Below are 16,067 nucleotides of genomic sequence, written 5' to 3' on the forward strand. Positions count from 1 at the left end.
GGTTCCGCAGCCGGCTCGTCCGGTTCTGTGGTTTCCTGAGACAGAGAAGCCACAGCCGGACTTTCAACAGGAGCACTTCAAGCTGCTGCTGTAAACTTCTTGGTTTCGATGTTAAACTCCCCGTCAATAAAGTCACCGCACTGGTATAAGGTACCGGAAACCTTCTGGACTTCCAGGGATTCACCGGAAATATCCGTTACCTCAACGGCGCATCTGAACTTACGAGCCGCAAAGGTGTTGGACTTTTCTGCACCAGTGATTTCTTCTGTCAGTTCGACACGAATATAATCAACTTCCGCATCTTCACCAGTTTTCTGGTTTCTGCCAATTTCATAAAGCAACTTATTCGCCTTATCGTCCACAATACGGTCAGATTCAAACGGGAATGAGGGTTCGTAGCCCGTAACGGTAGACGAAGCCGCCCGGTCATGCACATATCCTTTGGTATCTACTTTAGGGGAAGGACTTTCGTCCAACTTGTTAAAGCCACCCATTAAAGCCCATTCTTCCGCTTCTCCAGTGCCAATGTTGATAAAATCCAGCGTGTCAAAACGCATTGCTTTTTTCATAAATCATACTCCTTTTTCGCTATTATTTTCTATTACTCTTGGCTGGTAATACACAAGTCTGCACTGGACTTGGTACCTCGCCTTATTATTTTTTTCGCTGAATACATACGGGACGGATTCAGCCGTTAATTTTTCAGCTACCCGTCCTTCTCCGAGTTCCGGTAACTGCCGGAACATTGTTTTTTCTTCTAACCATCGAGAAAACTTCTCATAAAAGCCAAGATTGTCTATATTGCTGAGGACATCCTCTCCGTACGGTTCTTTACTGGCAAAGAGAAATACAAACTGACGGGTGGTGCTGCCATCGGTATAACCATCAATGATTTCTTCTGCCGGCACACTCTCGATCACATAGGTATCCGTCTGATCCGACAGATAATTTACACCAATGCCTTTGTAATACTCCGGCAGATGGGGACATGTTTTTATAAAATCCCGCACTATTTTAATAATGGGATTGCTCATTCATTTTTCCTCCTGCTACTTTTGCGACACTTTTTAAAATGTCGGCTTTCTGGTCTATCCACATACGAACAATCCAGTTATTTCCACGCTTTCCAGACCCGTTCTGCTGAAAATTAAAATTATTCGCAGGATTCCAGACACGGTAAGCATAGATAAATCCTCTATTCGATGCTGAATAGATCAATACGCCGATAAAAGGGTTAAACAGTACCGTCCGGATAAGGTTCCCGGTATCCTTTGGCGTGTACGGTTCAGCTTTAGCGTGGATCTCTTTTTGCAATGTCTTTACAGCTTCACCGCCGGGGTTTAGATTACGCTTTGCTAATATCGTTTTTGGCGCGTCCATCTTTACAGTACATTTAAAGCCCATTATTTCGCACCAATCTTCCAGTGATCCGCCTCAGCGCCGAAAAAACAAGGGGTAATCTCAAAGACTCGAAGGGCGGGAAAGCGTTCAAATAAATCTTTTTCCCTTGCCCCTTCTTCACCCGTTATGTCAAAGTCGATGTTCCCCGGCACCACAATATCATTCTTTTGGAAGGTAAACCTGCCTGATCGGTCGGTACTTTTTGCTGACCATTCTTCCGGCGTGCAAAACACTTTCCCTTCATCGGCAACCACCGTCTCAGGAATATAAACATTCGTGTAGTCTGCACTTTCAATTTCCTTATTAGACAGATTTTGTACATTTTTTCCCTGCCAGTTCACACCGTGGAGATTTGTTCGATGGTACACCCGCTTATCGTTTTGATAATCGCGATAAATATTGTAAATGGTAAGATTTGTATCAAACATTTTAGCCTCCTAAATCAGGCACACACTTGCTTTAAGCCCCGCCTGTCCTGCTTCACTTCTACTCGCAGGAAGATAGTTTAATTTTGCTAAAATCGCATCAAAACGGTTATCATTATACGAAAATGAGACTTCCCCGACTCTTTCGGATGTTTTATTCACATCCACAGTAAGCATTGCCTTGACAAGTTCCTTATTCACGACCTTCACAATATCTGAAACCGGATCACCTACTGTTAATTTGTAGTAATCGCAATGGCCGTCAATCATATTCTTCGCTGCAAGAGCAAAGTTTGTTAAGGTCTTATCCGTGTATTTATCGGCCTTTACTCCCAAATACTCCTTGATTTCTTCAAGATCAGCATATGGATTTTTTTCTACTTCTGGCATAAAAGCACCTACTCGAACAGTCCGGTTTTCAGTAGTTTTTCCTTCAGCTCTTCCTGAACCTCGACTGGTTCGCCTTTCTTATACAAAACACCATTGCTCAAGAAAGAAGCTGCTCTCGTAAGAACAACGATATTGAGCGGATGCTTAAGTTTTGGTTCCAGTTCTTTTTCCTCTGGTTCTTGTTCTTCTTTAATTGTTTCTGGAACAGCTTCTTCCACTGGAAGCCCGGCCTGTTCTTCCAGTATGACTTCTGCCGGGCTTCTGTCTTTCTTTTCATCAGCGGTGACCTTATGTCCCGCTTCTACCTTTTTTACTGCCATATATTCTCCTTAAGCGGATGCCTGCGTCACAGTAATCGCCGATGTTGAATCATCTGTGAAAGTTACTGTTCCGCCGGTAACCTTACCAGCCTCGTCAGTGGTCAAGGCAATGGCTTTCACACCAACGCCTTTATCACCTTTAACGCCTTCACCTTTTGTGTATATATTTGTTATTTCGTCAATTACTCCCGCAATAGATGTGCTGTGAAAATCTTCAACAGTGCCACTACCTTTTATTTTCACAGCAAGCTTTTTAAGGGAGCTGACAATTGATGTACTTAATCCCATACTAAAGCCTCCGATCAGGTGCGGTCTTTGCTGACAACAATCACGTCCGGATTATGGATTTCAAAGTCACAGTCCGCCAGAAGGGTGTATTCGTGTCTTAATTTACGCGGCACCACTTCATGGTATGTCTCTAAGCTGCCACCATAAATACCATAAGCAAGGTTTTTGTAAGTAGTCAGCATTCTGTAACCGTCAGGAAGAAAACCCACAGGCACAATCTCAAACCCATCATAATTGACATTTTGGCCGCTGATCAGGACGGAATCACCGAGAGCCGTGTTTCTTTCGACCAGCTGATTCTTGTATTTTCTGTTTTCTGCATGGGAAACAAAGATTTTCAGTTGGCTTTTATCTTCCTGCTGATACATCTGGAAGTATTTCGATGGCATCTGTGACAGCATTGCATCAAAAATCTTAATCATATCTCCATTTAATGCTTTGGAGTCATGTTTATGTGTGCCTGAGTCACTTTCACAAATCTTAATCCATCCGTCGTTAATGGATAAAAAGTCCTTGTCTCCGCTCGATGTGTCAGATTCATCGCCGTTAAAGGCTAAATCAACGGTGTCATTTGCAAACTGCTGGGCAAATAATCGGGCTAAAGTAGTGTTTGCCTTTTTACCTTCAATATTTTCCTTCATAAACTGGAAAGTGATGTCATACGGCATGATTACACCCACAGCGGAAAGTTCTCGCTGATCTGTGGTGAAGGTGCCAGTTGCCGCATTATCCTGATTTTCTTTCTGTTTACGCATGGCACGCTTGTTGACTTCTCCGTATTCCAGAGTACGTCTTGTGCTCTGCATGGTAATCATGTCCACCCTGCTCAAGAAAGGTGAGTAATCTTTCATAAAAGTAATAAACTGTCTGGACTGTTCAGGATTCATTTTCCCGCCGTTACCTAACACTGCGGTATCGATAGCGGCTTTAGACATAAGTGTTCTGTTATTCATCATCGTATTTGTTCCTCCTCTTACTCTGCTACAAAGTAGCCATCAAAAATATCAGCTTCTTTTTCAATCACTTTTGGATCTTCCGCTTCGTCGCTCTTAGCGATTCCACGGGACTTTTCAATACCGGAAAGGCGTTTTTCCATATCTTCCAAAGTACCGCCAACGGCTTCTTTCACAATGTCTTTAATGCTCGCTGTCATTTCATTGGCATTCATCTCTGCTTTTTCGGATTTAGAAACTTCTTCCGGATGATCGTCTTTCTCAATCGTTTCGATTTTTTCCTTCAGTGGCTTAACCACTTCTTCGACCGTGCTTTTAATAATTTCCTGTAATTCTTCTGTGTTCAATTCTTCTTCCTCCTTTTGAAGATCAAAAAAAGCATCACTTTTCGCAATGCTCTTAGTGCTTAATTTTGTTTTCATATAAGACGAAAATTCATCTATTGTATTCGCATAGGCGGCCTGCTTATCCTTAATGTCGCTTCTGGCAATCTCCCGGATTGTGCCGTTAAACGTGTCGGACGCTCTATATAGGTTATTCATTACATCTTCCGTCGCCATCTTAGACGCAAACGATGGAACAGGCACTTGTTTTTCAGCTTTTTCAATATCCTGCTTCGAGAAAAAAGCTTTCATATGTTCAAAAAAGCTCTTTTCGACAGGTTCTTTTTCTTCTTCTGCCTGCTCGTAATCTTCTTTGTAGATGGCAATCTCTTGTTTGTTCGCGCCCTTTTTAACCAGCGAAATGTAATCTACATCAATATCTTCCATTTCGCCAGGCACTATTTTCTTTTCAGGCATGTTCTTCTCCTTCCTGCTTAATCGTGGCTGTCCCGCCAATTGAAAAACCGGTTATGTCACCCTTAACTATCTCATTCCATGTGGTTTCATCGGTTACCTCAACGGCGGCCACCCAGTCACCGGGTTCTGCGTTAATATCTTCTACGGGGGCTTTGGCAATATAGCTCTCCAAGACAGTTCCATATCCAGAGACACCGTTGTGCTGCTTGTCCACTCCTGCACTTTTCTGTACTTTCTTTGGTTTTTGTAACTTTCGGTTAAAATTGTGGCAAGCCTTTTTAACTTCTGCCTCTGTCGCCCAATTATGATCGGTATCAACAAAATCTGTTGGTTTTCCATTTTCGTCAAACGCCTTGGACGCCTTGTAGACGACGCCGTACACAATACGTTCTTCGTTGTCGATTTTTGAGATCGGCATCGTGACATTCATTCTTTCCAATCAGTTCACCTCATTTCTGCATAAAAATAAGACCATAACCCCGGTCTCAAGGGAGATAATCGGATCACCAGCCTTCCTAAGCCTTGGCGTACAAGGACTCAAACATATCCGCATGCATCTGTGTCAGTTCACCGCTACGGTCAATCAGGTAACGGCCAAAATCGGTTATGACCGTAGGACCAGACTCTGGCTTATACACCAGAAAATAGTTTTCCTTGTCGATGCTGACCTGACACTTGTTTTCCTTTGCTAGCTCAAGATAATTCTCTTTTGTTATCTTTTCGGCCTTAACCATTTCTGGCTTGCGTGCATAATCTCTCACATCATCCTTTCTCCTTTCCTCGGGTGTAGTCGATCCAACACCGGCAGCGGATAATATTTCCAACGGCTCCTTTTGGATCTCCGGGATAGCGCAGGCTTTCATCGTGGACAGTGAAACTCCCTAAAATGGGCACTGTCTGCCCGTTGGCCGCCCTGTGCCAGTCTCTTACTTTGTTATCCCCGACCGTGTGCCATGTTTTATGGGTCATTCCCGCAATAATGGCTGCGTAATATCGGGCGGTGTTGGCTGCTTTAATGGCTTCTGTCTGGGCAATGGTTCTCGCCCGGCGCTTCACTCCCTGGATAAGCTTTATAATCTGCTCTTTAATCAGATCAAGCACTTTTCCAATCTCTAAAGAGAGGTTATTTCTGAGTATCCGGTAAACTAAATCCCGGATCATTTCTTTTGTTGAGGTATTAAGTATCCCGGCAATGGCTTCTCTGTATTCTTTTGCCCATTCTTCGGCCCTTTTCTTGGCTTCCAACTTCTTTTGTCCGTCAAATTCTTGATAGGCGCTTTCCAGAATGGCTAAATACAGCGGTTGAGCAATATCCGACAGGGCTTTACCAATGTTTTGATTACTCACCCAGATAAAGGCCACAATGGTCTCAGTCAGTTCTTCAATCTTCTTTTGTTTTTCCTCATCGGTCAGCTCTTCGTTCTCTACTTTGGCTATGCTGACGGCATATTTTTTTATCGGATGCTTCTTTAATGTTTCCAGCTTCTTAAGCATGGCTTTATATTGCGCTTCTAATGATGGAGCCGCCGCCTGTTCCATTGCTTCAACTGCGGACAGCAAACGCTTTTTATCAGCGGCAGCGTAACCTGTACCATCAATAAAAGTCTTGTTCTCTTTGTCCAACTTCTTGATCGCTGCTTCACAAGCCTTCAAAACCTTTTTAAAAACTTCTTTATCCATCTTCATCTATTCGTTCCTCACAGGCTTTTTTAAGAGCTTCCAAACCGTCAAGGATTGTTTGTGTGTTATCGGCTTTTTCCACTTCCTCACGGTCGCTGACAGGGTTATTCTCTGTATTCTGGCTTTGTTTTTCCATCATCTTAAGATAAATCGGTAAGGGTATATTGCCCCAATCCTCTTCAAAGGGTTCTAATTTCTTGCCAAGCACCCGGCCTAAAGCGTCTAGAATCGCATTCGGCGTTGCGGCTCCGGATTCTGCATAGCTCTTTACTGCTGTGGCAACGGCGCTGTCATCCGATATGGTAGGAGACGCAAATCGCAAGCTCACGTTCTGGATATTCAGGGCATTTTTTAGCAGATTGTTGAGCTTTGTTTCAAGTTCTTCACGCTCTGGCTGAAAAACCTGTTCCTCAGTGACCTGCCGGGCGGTGTCTGCCGTTGCCCGGGTGTAGTCCTGGCTTTCTCCAGTATAGAGCGGCGGCAGCCTGAACGCTGAACGGATATGGTCACGGTTGTTATTGCAGTAGTTTTGAAAAAGGCCGTCCTCTTGAAGCATGGCAGCTAAGGGCTTGATGTCAATGGAGACTTGAGATTTTGTATCGTCCCCCATCATCTTATACTCGTTCTCGTTGCCCTCCGCTTCAAGGATCAGCCACTTGTGCTGAGCATTCTTCCCTTTGCCTTCCTCCAAAGCTTTGGTGCTGGCTTCGGTCAGCTTGCCGTTCTGCACAAGAATTGCCGAAGGTACGTGGCGGCCATCCTTAAAATACTTGTAATTCAGCTCGGCCGCCTCACGTGAGCCAACGATATTAAGGAGCTGCCCCATAATCCTTGGCAGCCCATAGGGCGTATAGGAACAGTAGATATTAAAAAAGATGATGCTTGACGCTTCATCTTCGCTGTTTTCGATATTGTCGGTGTATTCCCCTGTCCGGCAGTTTAGCGTTCGGGGATCGCCAAACTCTTTGAAATAGACTTTTTTCTCATCAATAATCTGGATGAACTTTCGGAACTTCTTTTTGATCGTGGATTCAATCTCATTCCCGTTATCGTCCTTGATTTTCCATGGTACTTCCACAGATTGGTTCTGTTTCTTGCACATTCGCACCTGGTGGGCTGGGACATGTGTAAAGCCTGCGGGTTCACCCATATTATTTTCAACCACTTCGATACATCCATAGCCGATGCTTTCCCGGTCAACGATGACTTTTTTCATGACAGATGAAAAGCTCTCATCAAAATTGCAGTATTTAATCAGATTTTCCATTTTGATCTTTTCAGCATCAATTGGCTTTTTCTCAGCGTCTGATAGCTTTTCATAATCCACATCGCTTTCCACATTGACTCCAAATCCGACAATATTTGTCTTGTAAGCGTCAATGAGCTGCTGAAGAATATCCGATTCCTCAGTAAGCCTTGCCAGCTGCTCCGGCGTGTAAAGGGGCTCCAAAACATCACTATCGCCATAATAATCTTTAAAAGCATCCTCAGCCATTACCCGGCTTTCCATCACTGTTGTGTGTCCGACTGCTTTCGCGACCACATGATTTTCTCTGCCGGACTGACTGGGTATTGATTTTTTATTGTTTCGTTTAGTCATTTGCGCTACTCCTTTTTATTGATGATCACTGGCATACAGGCCAGCACCACAGCGTCAGCCCGGTCAGGGGACTTCAAGCCACGCTCTTTCATGGCTTTTTTGGATTCTAGTTTTATCTTGCCGTTGGACTGCATGAAATACTTACGGGTGGTCATTTGCCCGACTAAATCTGAATCATCCGGCAGCTTAATATCGTCTTTCTGCATTAAGTCTCTTACGACCGACCACATGTAAGTCACGATATCGTCATAATAGTACGAATCTTTCACGCCTTTTGGCACTTTTGAAGCAAAGTTAACAGGAATGATGATGAGCCAATTGAGAGCTTCTTGTTGCTTAATCTCCATCAGGCGATCTGTTACGCCGCCACCAAGGCCAGTATCATCTATTTTCACGATGATATTTTTTACTGAGGGATACTTCTCATGCAGATTCCGGCAGAGCTTTAAGGTATCCCCAACAGTAGCCATTAGGTTTTGACCATGTCTCATGATTAAAGGCTGCATTAATCGGTCTATTTTCGCAGCGATGATGGTTTCATCATCCCCAAAGCGGGCAACGTCCACACCAATATTGATACTTTTGACTTGATGCTTCTTTTCTTCTTCCTCTGTTTTAAACAGTTCCAGATCAACCGCAGCTTCAACCAGACTGATTGGCATAAACACATCGTCTTCCTGCTTTGGAAACTCTCCGAGCACTCGAACACGAACCACATTGCTATCCTTGCCATACTTACGGATCAGCGATTCAATATTCTTCTTGTTGGTGCGCTCTGTTTCCATGCTGTTGACACGATGAACCCTGTAATCCGCTCGGTCGACCGTATGACTATCATAAAAAGTGCCGCTTGTTTTGGTCGGATTGCTGCATAACAGAAGTTTATTGTTATCCCCGGACAAAGTCCCGAGAATCGCCTCCATAATCGGCTCAGCGACCCCGGAGGCTTCATCGACAATGAACAGCATGTTATCCTCATGAAAGCCCTGCATATTTTCAGCTTTTGTCGCTGTTCGAGCTACTGCAAACCAGCGTTTTTCACAGCCCAGCATGTAGACGTATGTTTTTGTCCATTTCAAGATACTTCCCAGAACCGGGCTTTTTTCCATCCACTTGGCAATCTCAGACCACAGGACATCGTTAAGCTGCTGTCTGGTCGGCGCCGTCGCAACGATGCGAGGGTAAGGGAAACAGCATAAAAACCAAAGCGCGATTGCCGCTTGAAACGCAGTTTTGCCAACACCCTGACCCGATCGTATACTTACCTTAGGCGATTCAGAAACATCTTTCGCCGCCTCCTTTTGCCAACTGTCCGGTTCAAACAGCAAAACCTCTCGGAAAAACAAAACAGGATCAAGGCGGTATTTCTTAATCCTGTACTTAAATCTCTGCATACTTACTTTTTTACTCATCATCAGCACCTATAACGGCTTCCATCCAGGCTTCGGCAGTCGTTGATTCTTCCTGCTTTAACTCCTTGACGATATCACGCCATTTATCAGGCCGCCGGTTCTTTAACCAGAAGCAGATCGCCCCTGTATCCGGCGGGACAAATTTAGTTACAATTTTTTTATGTTTTTCCTCTTTTCCACTTGAGTCCGTTTTGATTTCGATGGTTACCTCTTGGTACTCAAATCCTTTCGCTCTTTTAAGTAAGGCATTCTCAACTTCATAGTCCACAACTTCCTTCCCTTTTTTTAAGGACTCAAAAAATTCAGGAAAGCGGTTTTTCCAGTTGTTCAAGGTCTGTTCTGAAATACCGATGTTATGGGCTATTTGTTTATCGGTCAGCCCGTCTCTGGCCCACCCTTCCACTACGGTAAGCCCATCTTCTGTTATCCAATTTTGGAACTTACCTTTTGCCACTAACTCACCTCTTAACCTATAAAAAACAGCCATTAAAAATCATCAATGGCTGTTACTATATTATATAATTTGTTCCATTTTTATGTTAAATCCATCATAATTAACTCTTTCTTGATAGACGTTGATCCCTTTTTTCTCTGCCCATTCACATACCTCTTTTTTATTTTTTTCTTCACATTTTATTCCTAAAAATACAGATGATATGTAATCAGAAAAATTCAAATCCTTTGTGATTTGTTTTCGATAAACAGCAATCCTCCATTCTTTTTCATATTTCCATATATTGTTTTTAAATAATAAGAAATTGAACATATTATTACTATTTTGACATAAATCGTATGTAGAATTATATATATTCTCTTGGTAATTAACCGGAAATATGTATTGTTTAATGATATCTGGTATTTTGCTAGTATTATATTCAATACAAAACCCTTTATGCGAATCAGCATAATGCGCCCACATAAGAAGCGATTCATTTTGTTCTGTAAAACAGCATACACGCATTTCTTCTTGAGTCACATCAATCATTTCTTTGTATAAAACATATTCATCACTTAATCTCGTGTTTCCATCTAATTCAAAGCAAAAACCTTTATTCTCTTTTAAAATTTTACTACCGGTATCATTCCAAAATTTTCTAAAATCTACAAATGGAACAGAATCAAACGGATCATTAAACTCTTTTGGTTTTGATAAATGTATCTCTCCATTAATTAAATTATTTTTCCAATACTCTCCAAAACCCATATACCGAAATAATCTTTCTGGTACATATTTAACGGTAAACTGCATAATTTCTTCCATACTAACTTCATTGTTTTTAAGCATATCAACATATTTCTTCTTAGTTTTACTATTCAATGTAACCCTCCCGATTAATATACCGATATTATATAATAAACGTTAGTATTATTCAATTTATACAATCCCCGAACACCCTAATATCAATACCAGAGAGGATTATTCAAAATATTTTAAGGAGATGTATTCTGCTGCGTGGGGACGCAGCCATTCGGAGTGTTCAGGGATTATATACATTTTTGGTACTCCATCGAGGACTTGAACCCCGGACCAGCCGCATATAAGGCGGTGACTCTAACCAAACTGAGTTAATGGAGTATGATTCCGTCAAGTCTCTGGGGGTGATCAAATCCCAGCCGATCATACATTAGATCGAACTTTGAGCCTGTGACGGTCTTGCTTCAGTTTAAGCCTGCACGGTCATGACCCGTCGGTTTGTCGCTGTAGCTATTTTAACTGAGTATAATAATATCACGTTAAAAACACTCAAACAATTTCACTTTCGTGTCATTTTTGTTCGATTTCGTGTCATTTTTGTGTCACCTACACGATATACTGCGAAATCCGGTCAAGCGTTTCGAAAGTATTCTTGATTGTCCGATTGACGGTTGATACACTTAGGTCAAACTTCTCTGCGATCTCTTCGACCGTTCCTTTTTCGATATAACGTTCCTCCACAATCCCTCGGGCTTTTGGATTTAAGACCTTTAAAAGTTTGTCAACGGCTGTTATTGAAGCTTTTGCTTTTTCCATGGTATTTGTATAGGAAATAATAAGATCGTCCTCCATACGGTCTATGACAGACCTTTCTACGCCGCTTTCATTCCCTTTCCCTTTTGGTGCATGAGATAAAGTCTGCGTCATGGACGGGAGCATATCCATTTTTCGGTTTTCGATTAGATTCTCACACAGCACTATTTTTGCCTTGTTATTCCAGTATTCTTCAAACATCTTCTTGGTGTCCATCTTTACCTCACTTGCTTTAAATTCTATTTTCCCCTATAATAGAGCTACGGATTGCTTGCGGGAAATCGCAAGTGGGGTGTATCGAAAGATGCACCTTTTTTTGTTACCGACATTAATGTCGGTTGCAATCTTCCTTTCTGTTTATCTGCTTTTCAAGGGCTTCGTTTTTCTCGTGTACAATTCCAAGGTGATAATAATGTTTAAACAAGTATTTGCTGAATCTATACTCGATGGAGAATCCGAGTATTAATCCCAGAGCAAAGCTAATCAAATTATCCATGGTACTCCTTTTGCATCACATTTTTAATATAATCATCAACAACATTCAATGCTGCATCATTAAAATGATGGCCTGTGCAGGGTTCGTTTTTTTTAAGTCTACTCCGAAACCTATTGCAATATTGTTTTTGGGGATGGCAGAACCTGCAATTTGCACAGGTTCTGCGTACAGCTTTTATTCTGTTTGCCATGCTTCTTTTACCTCTGGCAAGTCAAATGCGATGTCGCTATAATAAATCTCCCACAAATCCTCAAAAACTTCTGGCAATTCCTCGTGAAAGTATTTGAGTAACGCTAATGCCAGTTCCCTGATCTGCGGATGTGCTGCTTTCTGACAACGCTGTTTGAAAAAGTGGCGCCACTCCCTTAAATTTGCGGTCATTACAACTTCTGTTTTCAGGCTATTGGGTAGAACAGCCCGAGCTTCTTCTGGCTTACACCCTAATTCAAGCAATTTTTTATAATTGTACTCAACCTCTTCCATAGCAGCTCCCCAATGCCAATAAGCATTCAATCCGTTGCTATCTGTCACACTACTATTTTCGTCTAAATAAGATGGTTCGATTACGATTAATTCATCTTCGTAATTGCAGTACCGTGTCGATTCCTGACTGTAAGAAGCCAATCGGTGCCTTACAATCTCGTGACTTACTCCACGATCACAGATGAATTTAACGGTAATGTTCTGGTGTTCAATAACCGATTCATGTCCTGATTTCACAATCCCTTTAATAAACCGAGCAGCTGATTCTTCTGTAATCTTATCCTCGGACTTATAGCACGTTCTGCCACAGCGTTCTAACTTTTTCAAAATTTTATCGTGGTCAATTTCTTCCATAATTTCGATATAAGGTTTAATAACTTTCATAATTCCTTCTTTCTCTGGCTTTGCCAGTAATTTGTTTATATTGGCTTTTCAACATCCTCCATAGCAAACATGATTAGGATTAGCCCCCAAAGACACCATGCGCTTTTCGTTACCCATGCACAAAAACCTATTGCCGCACACCCAAAAATCATGATGCATATTAAGCAAAGATAATACCAACCTACTTTATTCACTTACTAACTCCTCTCTTACACTATCGTCCGGGATAACATCTTTAAAATTCTCCGCCTCACAGATTCCCGTTCGATCGTAGGTACAGAACTGGTAGAGAATGCAATCTTCGCAGCGATTCACTTCACCGCTCCTTCCCACGGCTCCGGCAGCTCCCGCCAGGCTAAAATGTCTCGTATCTCGCTGCTGAATAGTCCGTGGTAAAATCCATTTCCATCCCAATATAGTTCAGTGACCATTTTTTTACGGAAATCCTGTTCGCGCACTTTTGTGATAAGATACTTTTTCATGCCGATCTCCGGTTTCGGCGGCAAATCCCTCTCAGCCACAACGTGCCATTTCTGCCTATCAACCATCTCCTGTAGTTCTTCTGGCGAAAAGCCAATATCTTCATATCGTCCAAGCTGATCTATCGCCTTACATGGGTCTTGATAGTCTTTAAGTCGATAATAATCTTGTTCTTTTTCGGTTAATCGCTTCATCATATCCACTCACCATTTTTATAAATCCCTTTATATTTAACATAAGTGCTCCCATCTTCGCACCAAGGAGCATAACAGTGATATTCTTGATATTCGCTATCCCATCCGCAAAACCGACAGCCATCGCATTTATCGGTATCGGGCTTTTTAAATTTCACTCGGTTCATTCTTCTACCTCCATGTAAAGCGTACTTAAATCTTCCGGCGTTTCTTCTATGTTGGATCGGGCTTCATCATACCATTCCCAATTATCAACACCGGCACATTCTAAAGCCCAGAGTTTAGCTCGGTTTTCAAGCAAATCCCGTAATTCTTCTTCCGCGATAATATATTCTTTACTCATTCTTCTACCTCCCTGTCCCAACAATATGTACAACTGCAATTACCACAAGCCCTAGGCCTAACTTTTTCACCGAAAAAATAAATTATGCATGGGTAGGGAACACCGTTTTTTTCAATCTTTGCATCTGGAAACTTCTCCAAAAATACGCTCTTGTAGGTTTTGACCGGATGTTCTTTTGCCCAGTTTTCGACAGTGGCAACAGCTTCTTCCAAAGATATAGTGTCTCTATTAGCACATACAAGATTTCCATTATTATTTTCAATGGCCAAAGGACAAATGTTGCACGCTATAGTGCAGTTATTTGTCATTCTATTCTTTTGTTTTAAATATTCAACGGCATCCATCACTCCCGTACCTCCTTCTTTATCTCCTCGAATTTCGCCAACATTTCGGGCACTGCTGCCAAGGCTGCCTCTTCGGTCTGGAAGCAGTTTCCCATGTTTAGCAAGGAGAGGCTTCTTGCGTTGTTTTTGTAGAAGACGCCCAATCCAACACTCCCATTAGGAAGAACAAACCAATGCGGCTCCCCTTCTTTCGGTCTCCACGGGCGTTTTTGGAGGGTGTATTCTCCGGTTAATAATCCATAAAGTAAGTTTTTGGTCTTACACCCTACGTAATCAACAATTGCGTTATCTATAATTTTATACGGGCCATGCACGAGCATTTCCGCTTCATTAACAAGAATATCAAACTCTTCTCCAATTTCCACGCCCAACATACGGGCGACTTCTGGCATGTAGTTTTTACTCATTTTTTAAACCTCCGAGTTTGTTTTCCACTTCACCACATCGTCAATCATGTAGCTCTTGCGCAGGATCAATTCATTCCCCCGAATCGTCCGCAGCCGCACATCCACGCCGACGTGTGTGCCGTAAATCCTAATAATCTCTCCAGATTCCCACCGGATTTTATTCTTTCCGTCAAAGGCCACCCGAACCATTTCACCAACGGCCAGATTTCGCTTCAATTCCTCCATAGAGCGCCGATCCCGATAATTCCTAATCCGATCATAGTCCACAACCGGAACAGGCTTTAACGACGCTTTGATCGGATTTCTCCATTCTGCCGGATCATACGACCGCCCGATCCCCCGGCAGATGCTCTTTAATGTCCGCTCCGTACAGCTGCACCCACGCATCACACTGGCAATGGTGCTCTCAGAGATGCCAGACATTCGACAGAGCTGGCTGTTGGTGACTTTGTTGGTGGCGGCCCATTGTTTTAAGTCAAACACCCTTCTCCTGTCCTGCCTCCCATTCTCTGTAAATTTCAAACCATTGCTCAAGTGGCATGGTTACCAGCCATTCACAGTTGTTTTTTCGGTGGAACACGGCTGGCAGCTTTTGATCGGCATCCCGTTTGGCTTGGTCGATGGCGTCGTAAAGATTCAGCCGTTCCACGCGCTTGCACTCCACGTGGACACCCGGCAGTCCGACCACGTCCTCACCTTCCAGCCCGTTATACTGCTGGCCCCGGCGGCAATCATAGCCTTGCTCCCGGAATCGTCTTGCCAGCTCGCGTTCTCCCCGGGCGCCTTTCTGTCGGCTGTTAATCTTTGCTTTCATCCATCCGCTCCTTCAATCGTGCTATTTTAGCGTCAATATACGCCAGGGATTCCCCGAAATACAGGTCTAACTGCATCAGCATAATATAAACGTCGGCTTTTTCTTCCAGAATGTGCTGTTTAGCCCGGATCAGATCCGCGCCGTTAAGGTTTTGTCCGGCGATCTTCAGCTTGCAGATCTCTTTTGTCAATTCAGCCATCTCTTCCACGGCCTTGGTGAGCTGGTTGTCAATGCCGTAATGGTCAAGCGCTCTTTTTAAGACCGCTTCCTGTTCTTTGGTCATGGCTGCCTCCACAAATGCCGGGTATGCGCTTCTGGCATTCCCGGGGGACCTTCGTAAACCGCATTTAGCTCTTCTGGTTTAAAGAACTGCTTCGCTAACCATTCTATATCTTTTTCGGATAGCTCTTTATTGCCAAAGCTGACGCTGACGTGCTCTCTGCCGCCATCAATGGATGCGATCACATGCATAATTGCGCCGTTTCTTTTAAACTCAAAAATGCCACTGTTCCGTGGGTTGCTAAGGGGCAGTATTGCTTCTACAAACGGATTTTTAACCCGATATGGATTCAGTTCTCTTAAATCTTTCATTCGTTTCTCCCATACATTTCCTCAATGTCCATCAGTTCTGCCACAAGGGCGTGTATGTTCTCCAAGGCAATGGTCAGGGCTTCTCCTGTCGAATCACTGATAATAAGCAGGTGGTCCTGCACAATAAACATTCGGGTGCTCTTGAACTGTGTTTCGACCGGGATGCCTTTTTCCCGGTCAACGCTGTATTTCATGGCCCAAGGTGCCAGCTTGTAGGTTGGCAGGTCTTTAGCTCTGACGGTTGCTCTCATGCC

At 43.1% G+C, this 16,067-nt stretch carries 28 protein-coding genes and 1 tRNA gene; all 29 read right to left on the bottom strand.

Going from position 1 to position 16,067, the window contains the following annotated elements; all coding sequences use genetic code 11:
* Positions 1-77: 77 nt before the first annotated feature.
* Positions 78-569 (bottom strand): phage tail tube protein, encoded by a 492-nt coding sequence (locus CPZ25_RS06940; protein WP_096920708.1) that lies wholly within the window; start codon positions 567-569, stop codon positions 78-80.
* Between the two features lie 3 nt (positions 570-572).
* Entirely contained in the window at positions 573-1,034 is a 462-nt protein-coding gene (locus CPZ25_RS06945) for a chloramphenicol resistance protein (RefSeq protein ID WP_096920707.1), read from the bottom strand.
* Positions 1,015-1,404, bottom strand: coding sequence for a hypothetical protein (locus CPZ25_RS06950; RefSeq protein ID WP_096920706.1), 390 nt, complete (start codon positions 1,402-1,404; stop codon positions 1,015-1,017). The genes CPZ25_RS06945 and CPZ25_RS06950 overlap by 20 nt, the downstream gene beginning before the upstream one ends.
* A complete protein-coding gene (locus CPZ25_RS06955) occupies positions 1,404-1,829 on the bottom strand; it encodes a DUF6751 family protein (protein WP_096920705.1) in 426 nt (141 codons plus the stop codon). Before CPZ25_RS06955 ends, CPZ25_RS06950 begins: the two co-directional genes overlap by 1 nt.
* A gap of 9 nt (positions 1,830-1,838) precedes the next feature.
* On the bottom strand, positions 1,839-2,216 hold the full coding sequence (locus CPZ25_RS06960; protein WP_096920704.1) for a phage head-tail connector protein: 378 nt from the start codon (positions 2,214-2,216) through the stop codon (positions 1,839-1,841).
* Positions 2,217-2,224: 8 nt separating this feature from the next.
* Positions 2,225-2,536, bottom strand: a complete 312-nt coding sequence (locus CPZ25_RS06965) for a hypothetical protein (protein ID WP_096920703.1) — start codon at positions 2,534-2,536, stop codon at positions 2,225-2,227.
* A 9-nt stretch (positions 2,537-2,545) separates the two neighbouring features.
* A complete protein-coding gene (locus CPZ25_RS06970; protein WP_096920702.1) occupies positions 2,546-2,824 on the bottom strand; it encodes a hypothetical protein in 279 nt (92 codons plus the stop codon).
* Between the two features lie 14 nt (positions 2,825-2,838).
* Positions 2,839-3,780, bottom strand: coding sequence for a P2 family phage major capsid protein (locus CPZ25_RS06975; protein WP_096920701.1), 942 nt, complete (start codon positions 3,778-3,780; stop codon positions 2,839-2,841).
* Positions 3,781-3,797: 17 nt separating this feature from the next.
* Positions 3,798-4,577, bottom strand: a complete 780-nt coding sequence (locus CPZ25_RS06980; RefSeq protein ID WP_096920700.1) for a hypothetical protein — start codon at positions 4,575-4,577, stop codon at positions 3,798-3,800.
* Positions 4,570-5,007, bottom strand: coding sequence for an XkdF-like putative serine protease domain-containing protein (locus CPZ25_RS06985; RefSeq protein ID WP_243129377.1), 438 nt, complete (start codon positions 5,005-5,007; stop codon positions 4,570-4,572). Before CPZ25_RS06985 ends, CPZ25_RS06980 begins: the two co-directional genes overlap by 8 nt.
* A gap of 85 nt (positions 5,008-5,092) precedes the next feature.
* The gene (locus tag CPZ25_RS06990; protein WP_096920698.1) at positions 5,093-5,338 is read right to left on the bottom strand and encodes a hypothetical protein; all 246 of its coding nucleotides are present in this window, start codon (positions 5,336-5,338) and stop codon (positions 5,093-5,095) included.
* A gap of 1 nt (position 5,339) precedes the next feature.
* Positions 5,340-6,263, bottom strand: coding sequence for a phage minor head protein (locus CPZ25_RS06995; RefSeq protein WP_096920697.1), 924 nt, complete (start codon positions 6,261-6,263; stop codon positions 5,340-5,342).
* Positions 6,250-7,857: a phage portal protein gene (locus CPZ25_RS07000; protein WP_096920696.1), complete on the bottom strand. Its 1,608-nt coding sequence runs from the start codon at positions 7,855-7,857 to the stop codon at positions 6,250-6,252. The genes CPZ25_RS06995 and CPZ25_RS07000 overlap by 14 nt, the downstream gene beginning before the upstream one ends.
* Positions 7,858-7,862: 5 nt before the next feature.
* Positions 7,863-9,269 carry a DEAD/DEAH box helicase family protein gene (locus CPZ25_RS07005; RefSeq protein ID WP_096920695.1) on the bottom strand — a complete coding sequence of 469 codons (1,407 nt, stop codon included), beginning with the start codon at positions 9,267-9,269 and terminating at the stop codon, positions 7,863-7,865.
* Positions 9,262-9,723: a helix-turn-helix domain-containing protein gene (locus CPZ25_RS07010; RefSeq protein ID WP_207670848.1), complete on the bottom strand. Its 462-nt coding sequence runs from the start codon at positions 9,721-9,723 to the stop codon at positions 9,262-9,264. The genes CPZ25_RS07005 and CPZ25_RS07010 overlap by 8 nt, the downstream gene beginning before the upstream one ends.
* A gap of 60 nt (positions 9,724-9,783) precedes the next feature.
* Positions 9,784-10,587 (bottom strand): DUF2971 domain-containing protein, encoded by an 804-nt coding sequence (locus tag CPZ25_RS07015; RefSeq protein WP_096920694.1) that lies wholly within the window; start codon positions 10,585-10,587, stop codon positions 9,784-9,786.
* Positions 10,588-10,767: 180 nt separating this feature from the next.
* Positions 10,768-10,845 (bottom strand) — tRNA-Ile (locus CPZ25_RS07020).
* A 225-nt stretch (positions 10,846-11,070) separates the two neighbouring features.
* A complete protein-coding gene (locus CPZ25_RS07025) occupies positions 11,071-11,493 on the bottom strand; it encodes a sigma factor-like helix-turn-helix DNA-binding protein (protein ID WP_096920693.1) in 423 nt (140 codons plus the stop codon).
* Between the two features lie 454 nt (positions 11,494-11,947).
* On the bottom strand, positions 11,948-12,640 hold the full coding sequence (thyX, locus tag CPZ25_RS07030) for an FAD-dependent thymidylate synthase (protein ID WP_096920692.1): 693 nt from the start codon (positions 12,638-12,640) through the stop codon (positions 11,948-11,950).
* 311 nt (positions 12,641-12,951) lie between these two features.
* A complete protein-coding gene (locus tag CPZ25_RS07035) occupies positions 12,952-13,317 on the bottom strand; it encodes a hypothetical protein (RefSeq protein WP_096920691.1) in 366 nt (121 codons plus the stop codon).
* Positions 13,314-13,481: a hypothetical protein gene (locus CPZ25_RS20400; protein ID WP_167495186.1), complete on the bottom strand. Its 168-nt coding sequence runs from the start codon at positions 13,479-13,481 to the stop codon at positions 13,314-13,316. Before CPZ25_RS20400 ends, CPZ25_RS07035 begins: the two co-directional genes overlap by 4 nt.
* Entirely contained in the window at positions 13,478-13,657 is a 180-nt protein-coding gene (locus CPZ25_RS07040; protein ID WP_096920690.1) for a hypothetical protein, read from the bottom strand. Before CPZ25_RS07040 ends, CPZ25_RS20400 begins: the two co-directional genes overlap by 4 nt.
* Complete coding sequence (locus CPZ25_RS07045) at positions 13,654-14,004, bottom strand: hypothetical protein (RefSeq protein WP_133067100.1); 351 nt, start codon at positions 14,002-14,004, stop codon at positions 13,654-13,656. Before CPZ25_RS07045 ends, CPZ25_RS07040 begins: the two co-directional genes overlap by 4 nt.
* Entirely contained in the window at positions 14,001-14,408 is a 408-nt protein-coding gene (locus tag CPZ25_RS07050) for a hypothetical protein (protein ID WP_096920688.1), read from the bottom strand. Before CPZ25_RS07050 ends, CPZ25_RS07045 begins: the two co-directional genes overlap by 4 nt.
* A 3-nt stretch (positions 14,409-14,411) precedes the next feature.
* Complete coding sequence (locus CPZ25_RS07055) at positions 14,412-14,891, bottom strand: hypothetical protein (protein ID WP_096920687.1); 480 nt, start codon at positions 14,889-14,891, stop codon at positions 14,412-14,414.
* Positions 14,884-15,222: a PDDEXK family nuclease gene (locus CPZ25_RS07060; protein WP_207670849.1), complete on the bottom strand. Its 339-nt coding sequence runs from the start codon at positions 15,220-15,222 to the stop codon at positions 14,884-14,886. The genes CPZ25_RS07055 and CPZ25_RS07060 overlap by 8 nt, the downstream gene beginning before the upstream one ends.
* The gene (locus CPZ25_RS07065; protein ID WP_096920686.1) at positions 15,206-15,505 is read right to left on the bottom strand and encodes a nucleoside triphosphate pyrophosphohydrolase family protein; all 300 of its coding nucleotides are present in this window, start codon (positions 15,503-15,505) and stop codon (positions 15,206-15,208) included. The genes CPZ25_RS07060 and CPZ25_RS07065 overlap by 17 nt, the downstream gene beginning before the upstream one ends.
* On the bottom strand, positions 15,502-15,813 hold the full coding sequence (locus tag CPZ25_RS07070; protein ID WP_096920685.1) for a hypothetical protein: 312 nt from the start codon (positions 15,811-15,813) through the stop codon (positions 15,502-15,504). The genes CPZ25_RS07065 and CPZ25_RS07070 overlap by 4 nt, the downstream gene beginning before the upstream one ends.
* Positions 15,810-16,064, bottom strand: a complete 255-nt coding sequence (locus CPZ25_RS07075; protein WP_096920684.1) for a hypothetical protein — start codon at positions 16,062-16,064, stop codon at positions 15,810-15,812. The genes CPZ25_RS07070 and CPZ25_RS07075 overlap by 4 nt, the downstream gene beginning before the upstream one ends.
* Positions 16,065-16,067: the final 3 nt, after the last annotated feature.

The organism is Eubacterium maltosivorans, assembly GCF_002441855.2.
Taxonomy (GTDB): Bacteria; Bacillota; Clostridia; order Eubacteriales; family Eubacteriaceae; genus Eubacterium; species Eubacterium maltosivorans.

What these genes read in the sequence shown, in the direction of transcription:
- CPZ25_RS07060 (WP_207670849.1), bottom strand. Translation starts at nt 15,222, where the DNA reads ATGAAAGCAAAGATTAACAGCCGACAGAAAGGCGCCCGGGGAGAACGC.
- CPZ25_RS06945 (WP_096920707.1), bottom strand. Translation starts at nt 1,034, where the DNA reads ATGAGCAATCCCATTATTAAAATAGTGCGGGATTTTATAAAAACATGT.
- CPZ25_RS07065 (WP_096920686.1), bottom strand. Translation starts at nt 15,505, where the DNA reads ATGACCAAAGAACAGGAAGCGGTCTTAAAAAGAGCGCTTGACCATTAC.
- CPZ25_RS07075 (WP_096920684.1), bottom strand. Translation starts at nt 16,064, where the DNA reads ATGAGAGCAACCGTCAGAGCTAAAGACCTGCCAACCTACAAGCTGGCA.
- CPZ25_RS06965 (WP_096920703.1), bottom strand. Translation starts at nt 2,536, where the DNA reads ATGGCAGTAAAAAAGGTAGAAGCGGGACATAAGGTCACCGCTGATGAA.
- CPZ25_RS06985 (WP_243129377.1), bottom strand. Translation starts at nt 5,007, where the DNA reads ATGAATGTCACGATGCCGATCTCAAAAATCGACAACGAAGAACGTATT.
- thyX (WP_096920692.1), bottom strand. Translation starts at nt 12,640, where the DNA reads ATGAAAGTTATTAAACCTTATATCGAAATTATGGAAGAAATTGACCAC.
- CPZ25_RS07005 (WP_096920695.1), bottom strand. Translation starts at nt 9,269, where the DNA reads ATGAGTAAAAAAGTAAGTATGCAGAGATTTAAGTACAGGATTAAGAAA.
- CPZ25_RS06955 (WP_096920705.1), bottom strand. Translation starts at nt 1,829, where the DNA reads ATGTTTGATACAAATCTTACCATTTACAATATTTATCGCGATTATCAA.
- CPZ25_RS06975 (WP_096920701.1), bottom strand. Translation starts at nt 3,780, where the DNA reads ATGATGAATAACAGAACACTTATGTCTAAAGCCGCTATCGATACCGCA.
- CPZ25_RS06970 (WP_096920702.1), bottom strand. Translation starts at nt 2,824, where the DNA reads ATGGGATTAAGTACATCAATTGTCAGCTCCCTTAAAAAGCTTGCTGTG.
- CPZ25_RS20400 (WP_167495186.1), bottom strand. Translation starts at nt 13,481, where the DNA reads ATGAACCGAGTGAAATTTAAAAAGCCCGATACCGATAAATGCGATGGC.
- CPZ25_RS06960 (WP_096920704.1), bottom strand. Translation starts at nt 2,216, where the DNA reads ATGCCAGAAGTAGAAAAAAATCCATATGCTGATCTTGAAGAAATCAAG.
- CPZ25_RS06940 (WP_096920708.1), bottom strand. Translation starts at nt 569, where the DNA reads ATGAAAAAAGCAATGCGTTTTGACACGCTGGATTTTATCAACATTGGC.
- CPZ25_RS06995 (WP_096920697.1), bottom strand. Translation starts at nt 6,263, where the DNA reads ATGAAGATGGATAAAGAAGTTTTTAAAAAGGTTTTGAAGGCTTGTGAA.
- CPZ25_RS07025 (WP_096920693.1), bottom strand. Translation starts at nt 11,493, where the DNA reads ATGGACACCAAGAAGATGTTTGAAGAATACTGGAATAACAAGGCAAAA.
- CPZ25_RS07040 (WP_096920690.1), bottom strand. Translation starts at nt 13,657, where the DNA reads ATGAGTAAAGAATATATTATCGCGGAAGAAGAATTACGGGATTTGCTT.
- CPZ25_RS07035 (WP_096920691.1), bottom strand. Translation starts at nt 13,317, where the DNA reads ATGATGAAGCGATTAACCGAAAAAGAACAAGATTATTATCGACTTAAA.
- CPZ25_RS07000 (WP_096920696.1), bottom strand. Translation starts at nt 7,857, where the DNA reads ATGACTAAACGAAACAATAAAAAATCAATACCCAGTCAGTCCGGCAGA.
- CPZ25_RS07070 (WP_096920685.1), bottom strand. Translation starts at nt 15,813, where the DNA reads ATGAAAGATTTAAGAGAACTGAATCCATATCGGGTTAAAAATCCGTTT.
- CPZ25_RS06980 (WP_096920700.1), bottom strand. Translation starts at nt 4,577, where the DNA reads ATGCCTGAAAAGAAAATAGTGCCTGGCGAAATGGAAGATATTGATGTA.
- CPZ25_RS07050 (WP_096920688.1), bottom strand. Translation starts at nt 14,408, where the DNA reads ATGAGTAAAAACTACATGCCAGAAGTCGCCCGTATGTTGGGCGTGGAA.
- CPZ25_RS06950 (WP_096920706.1), bottom strand. Translation starts at nt 1,404, where the DNA reads ATGGGCTTTAAATGTACTGTAAAGATGGACGCGCCAAAAACGATATTA.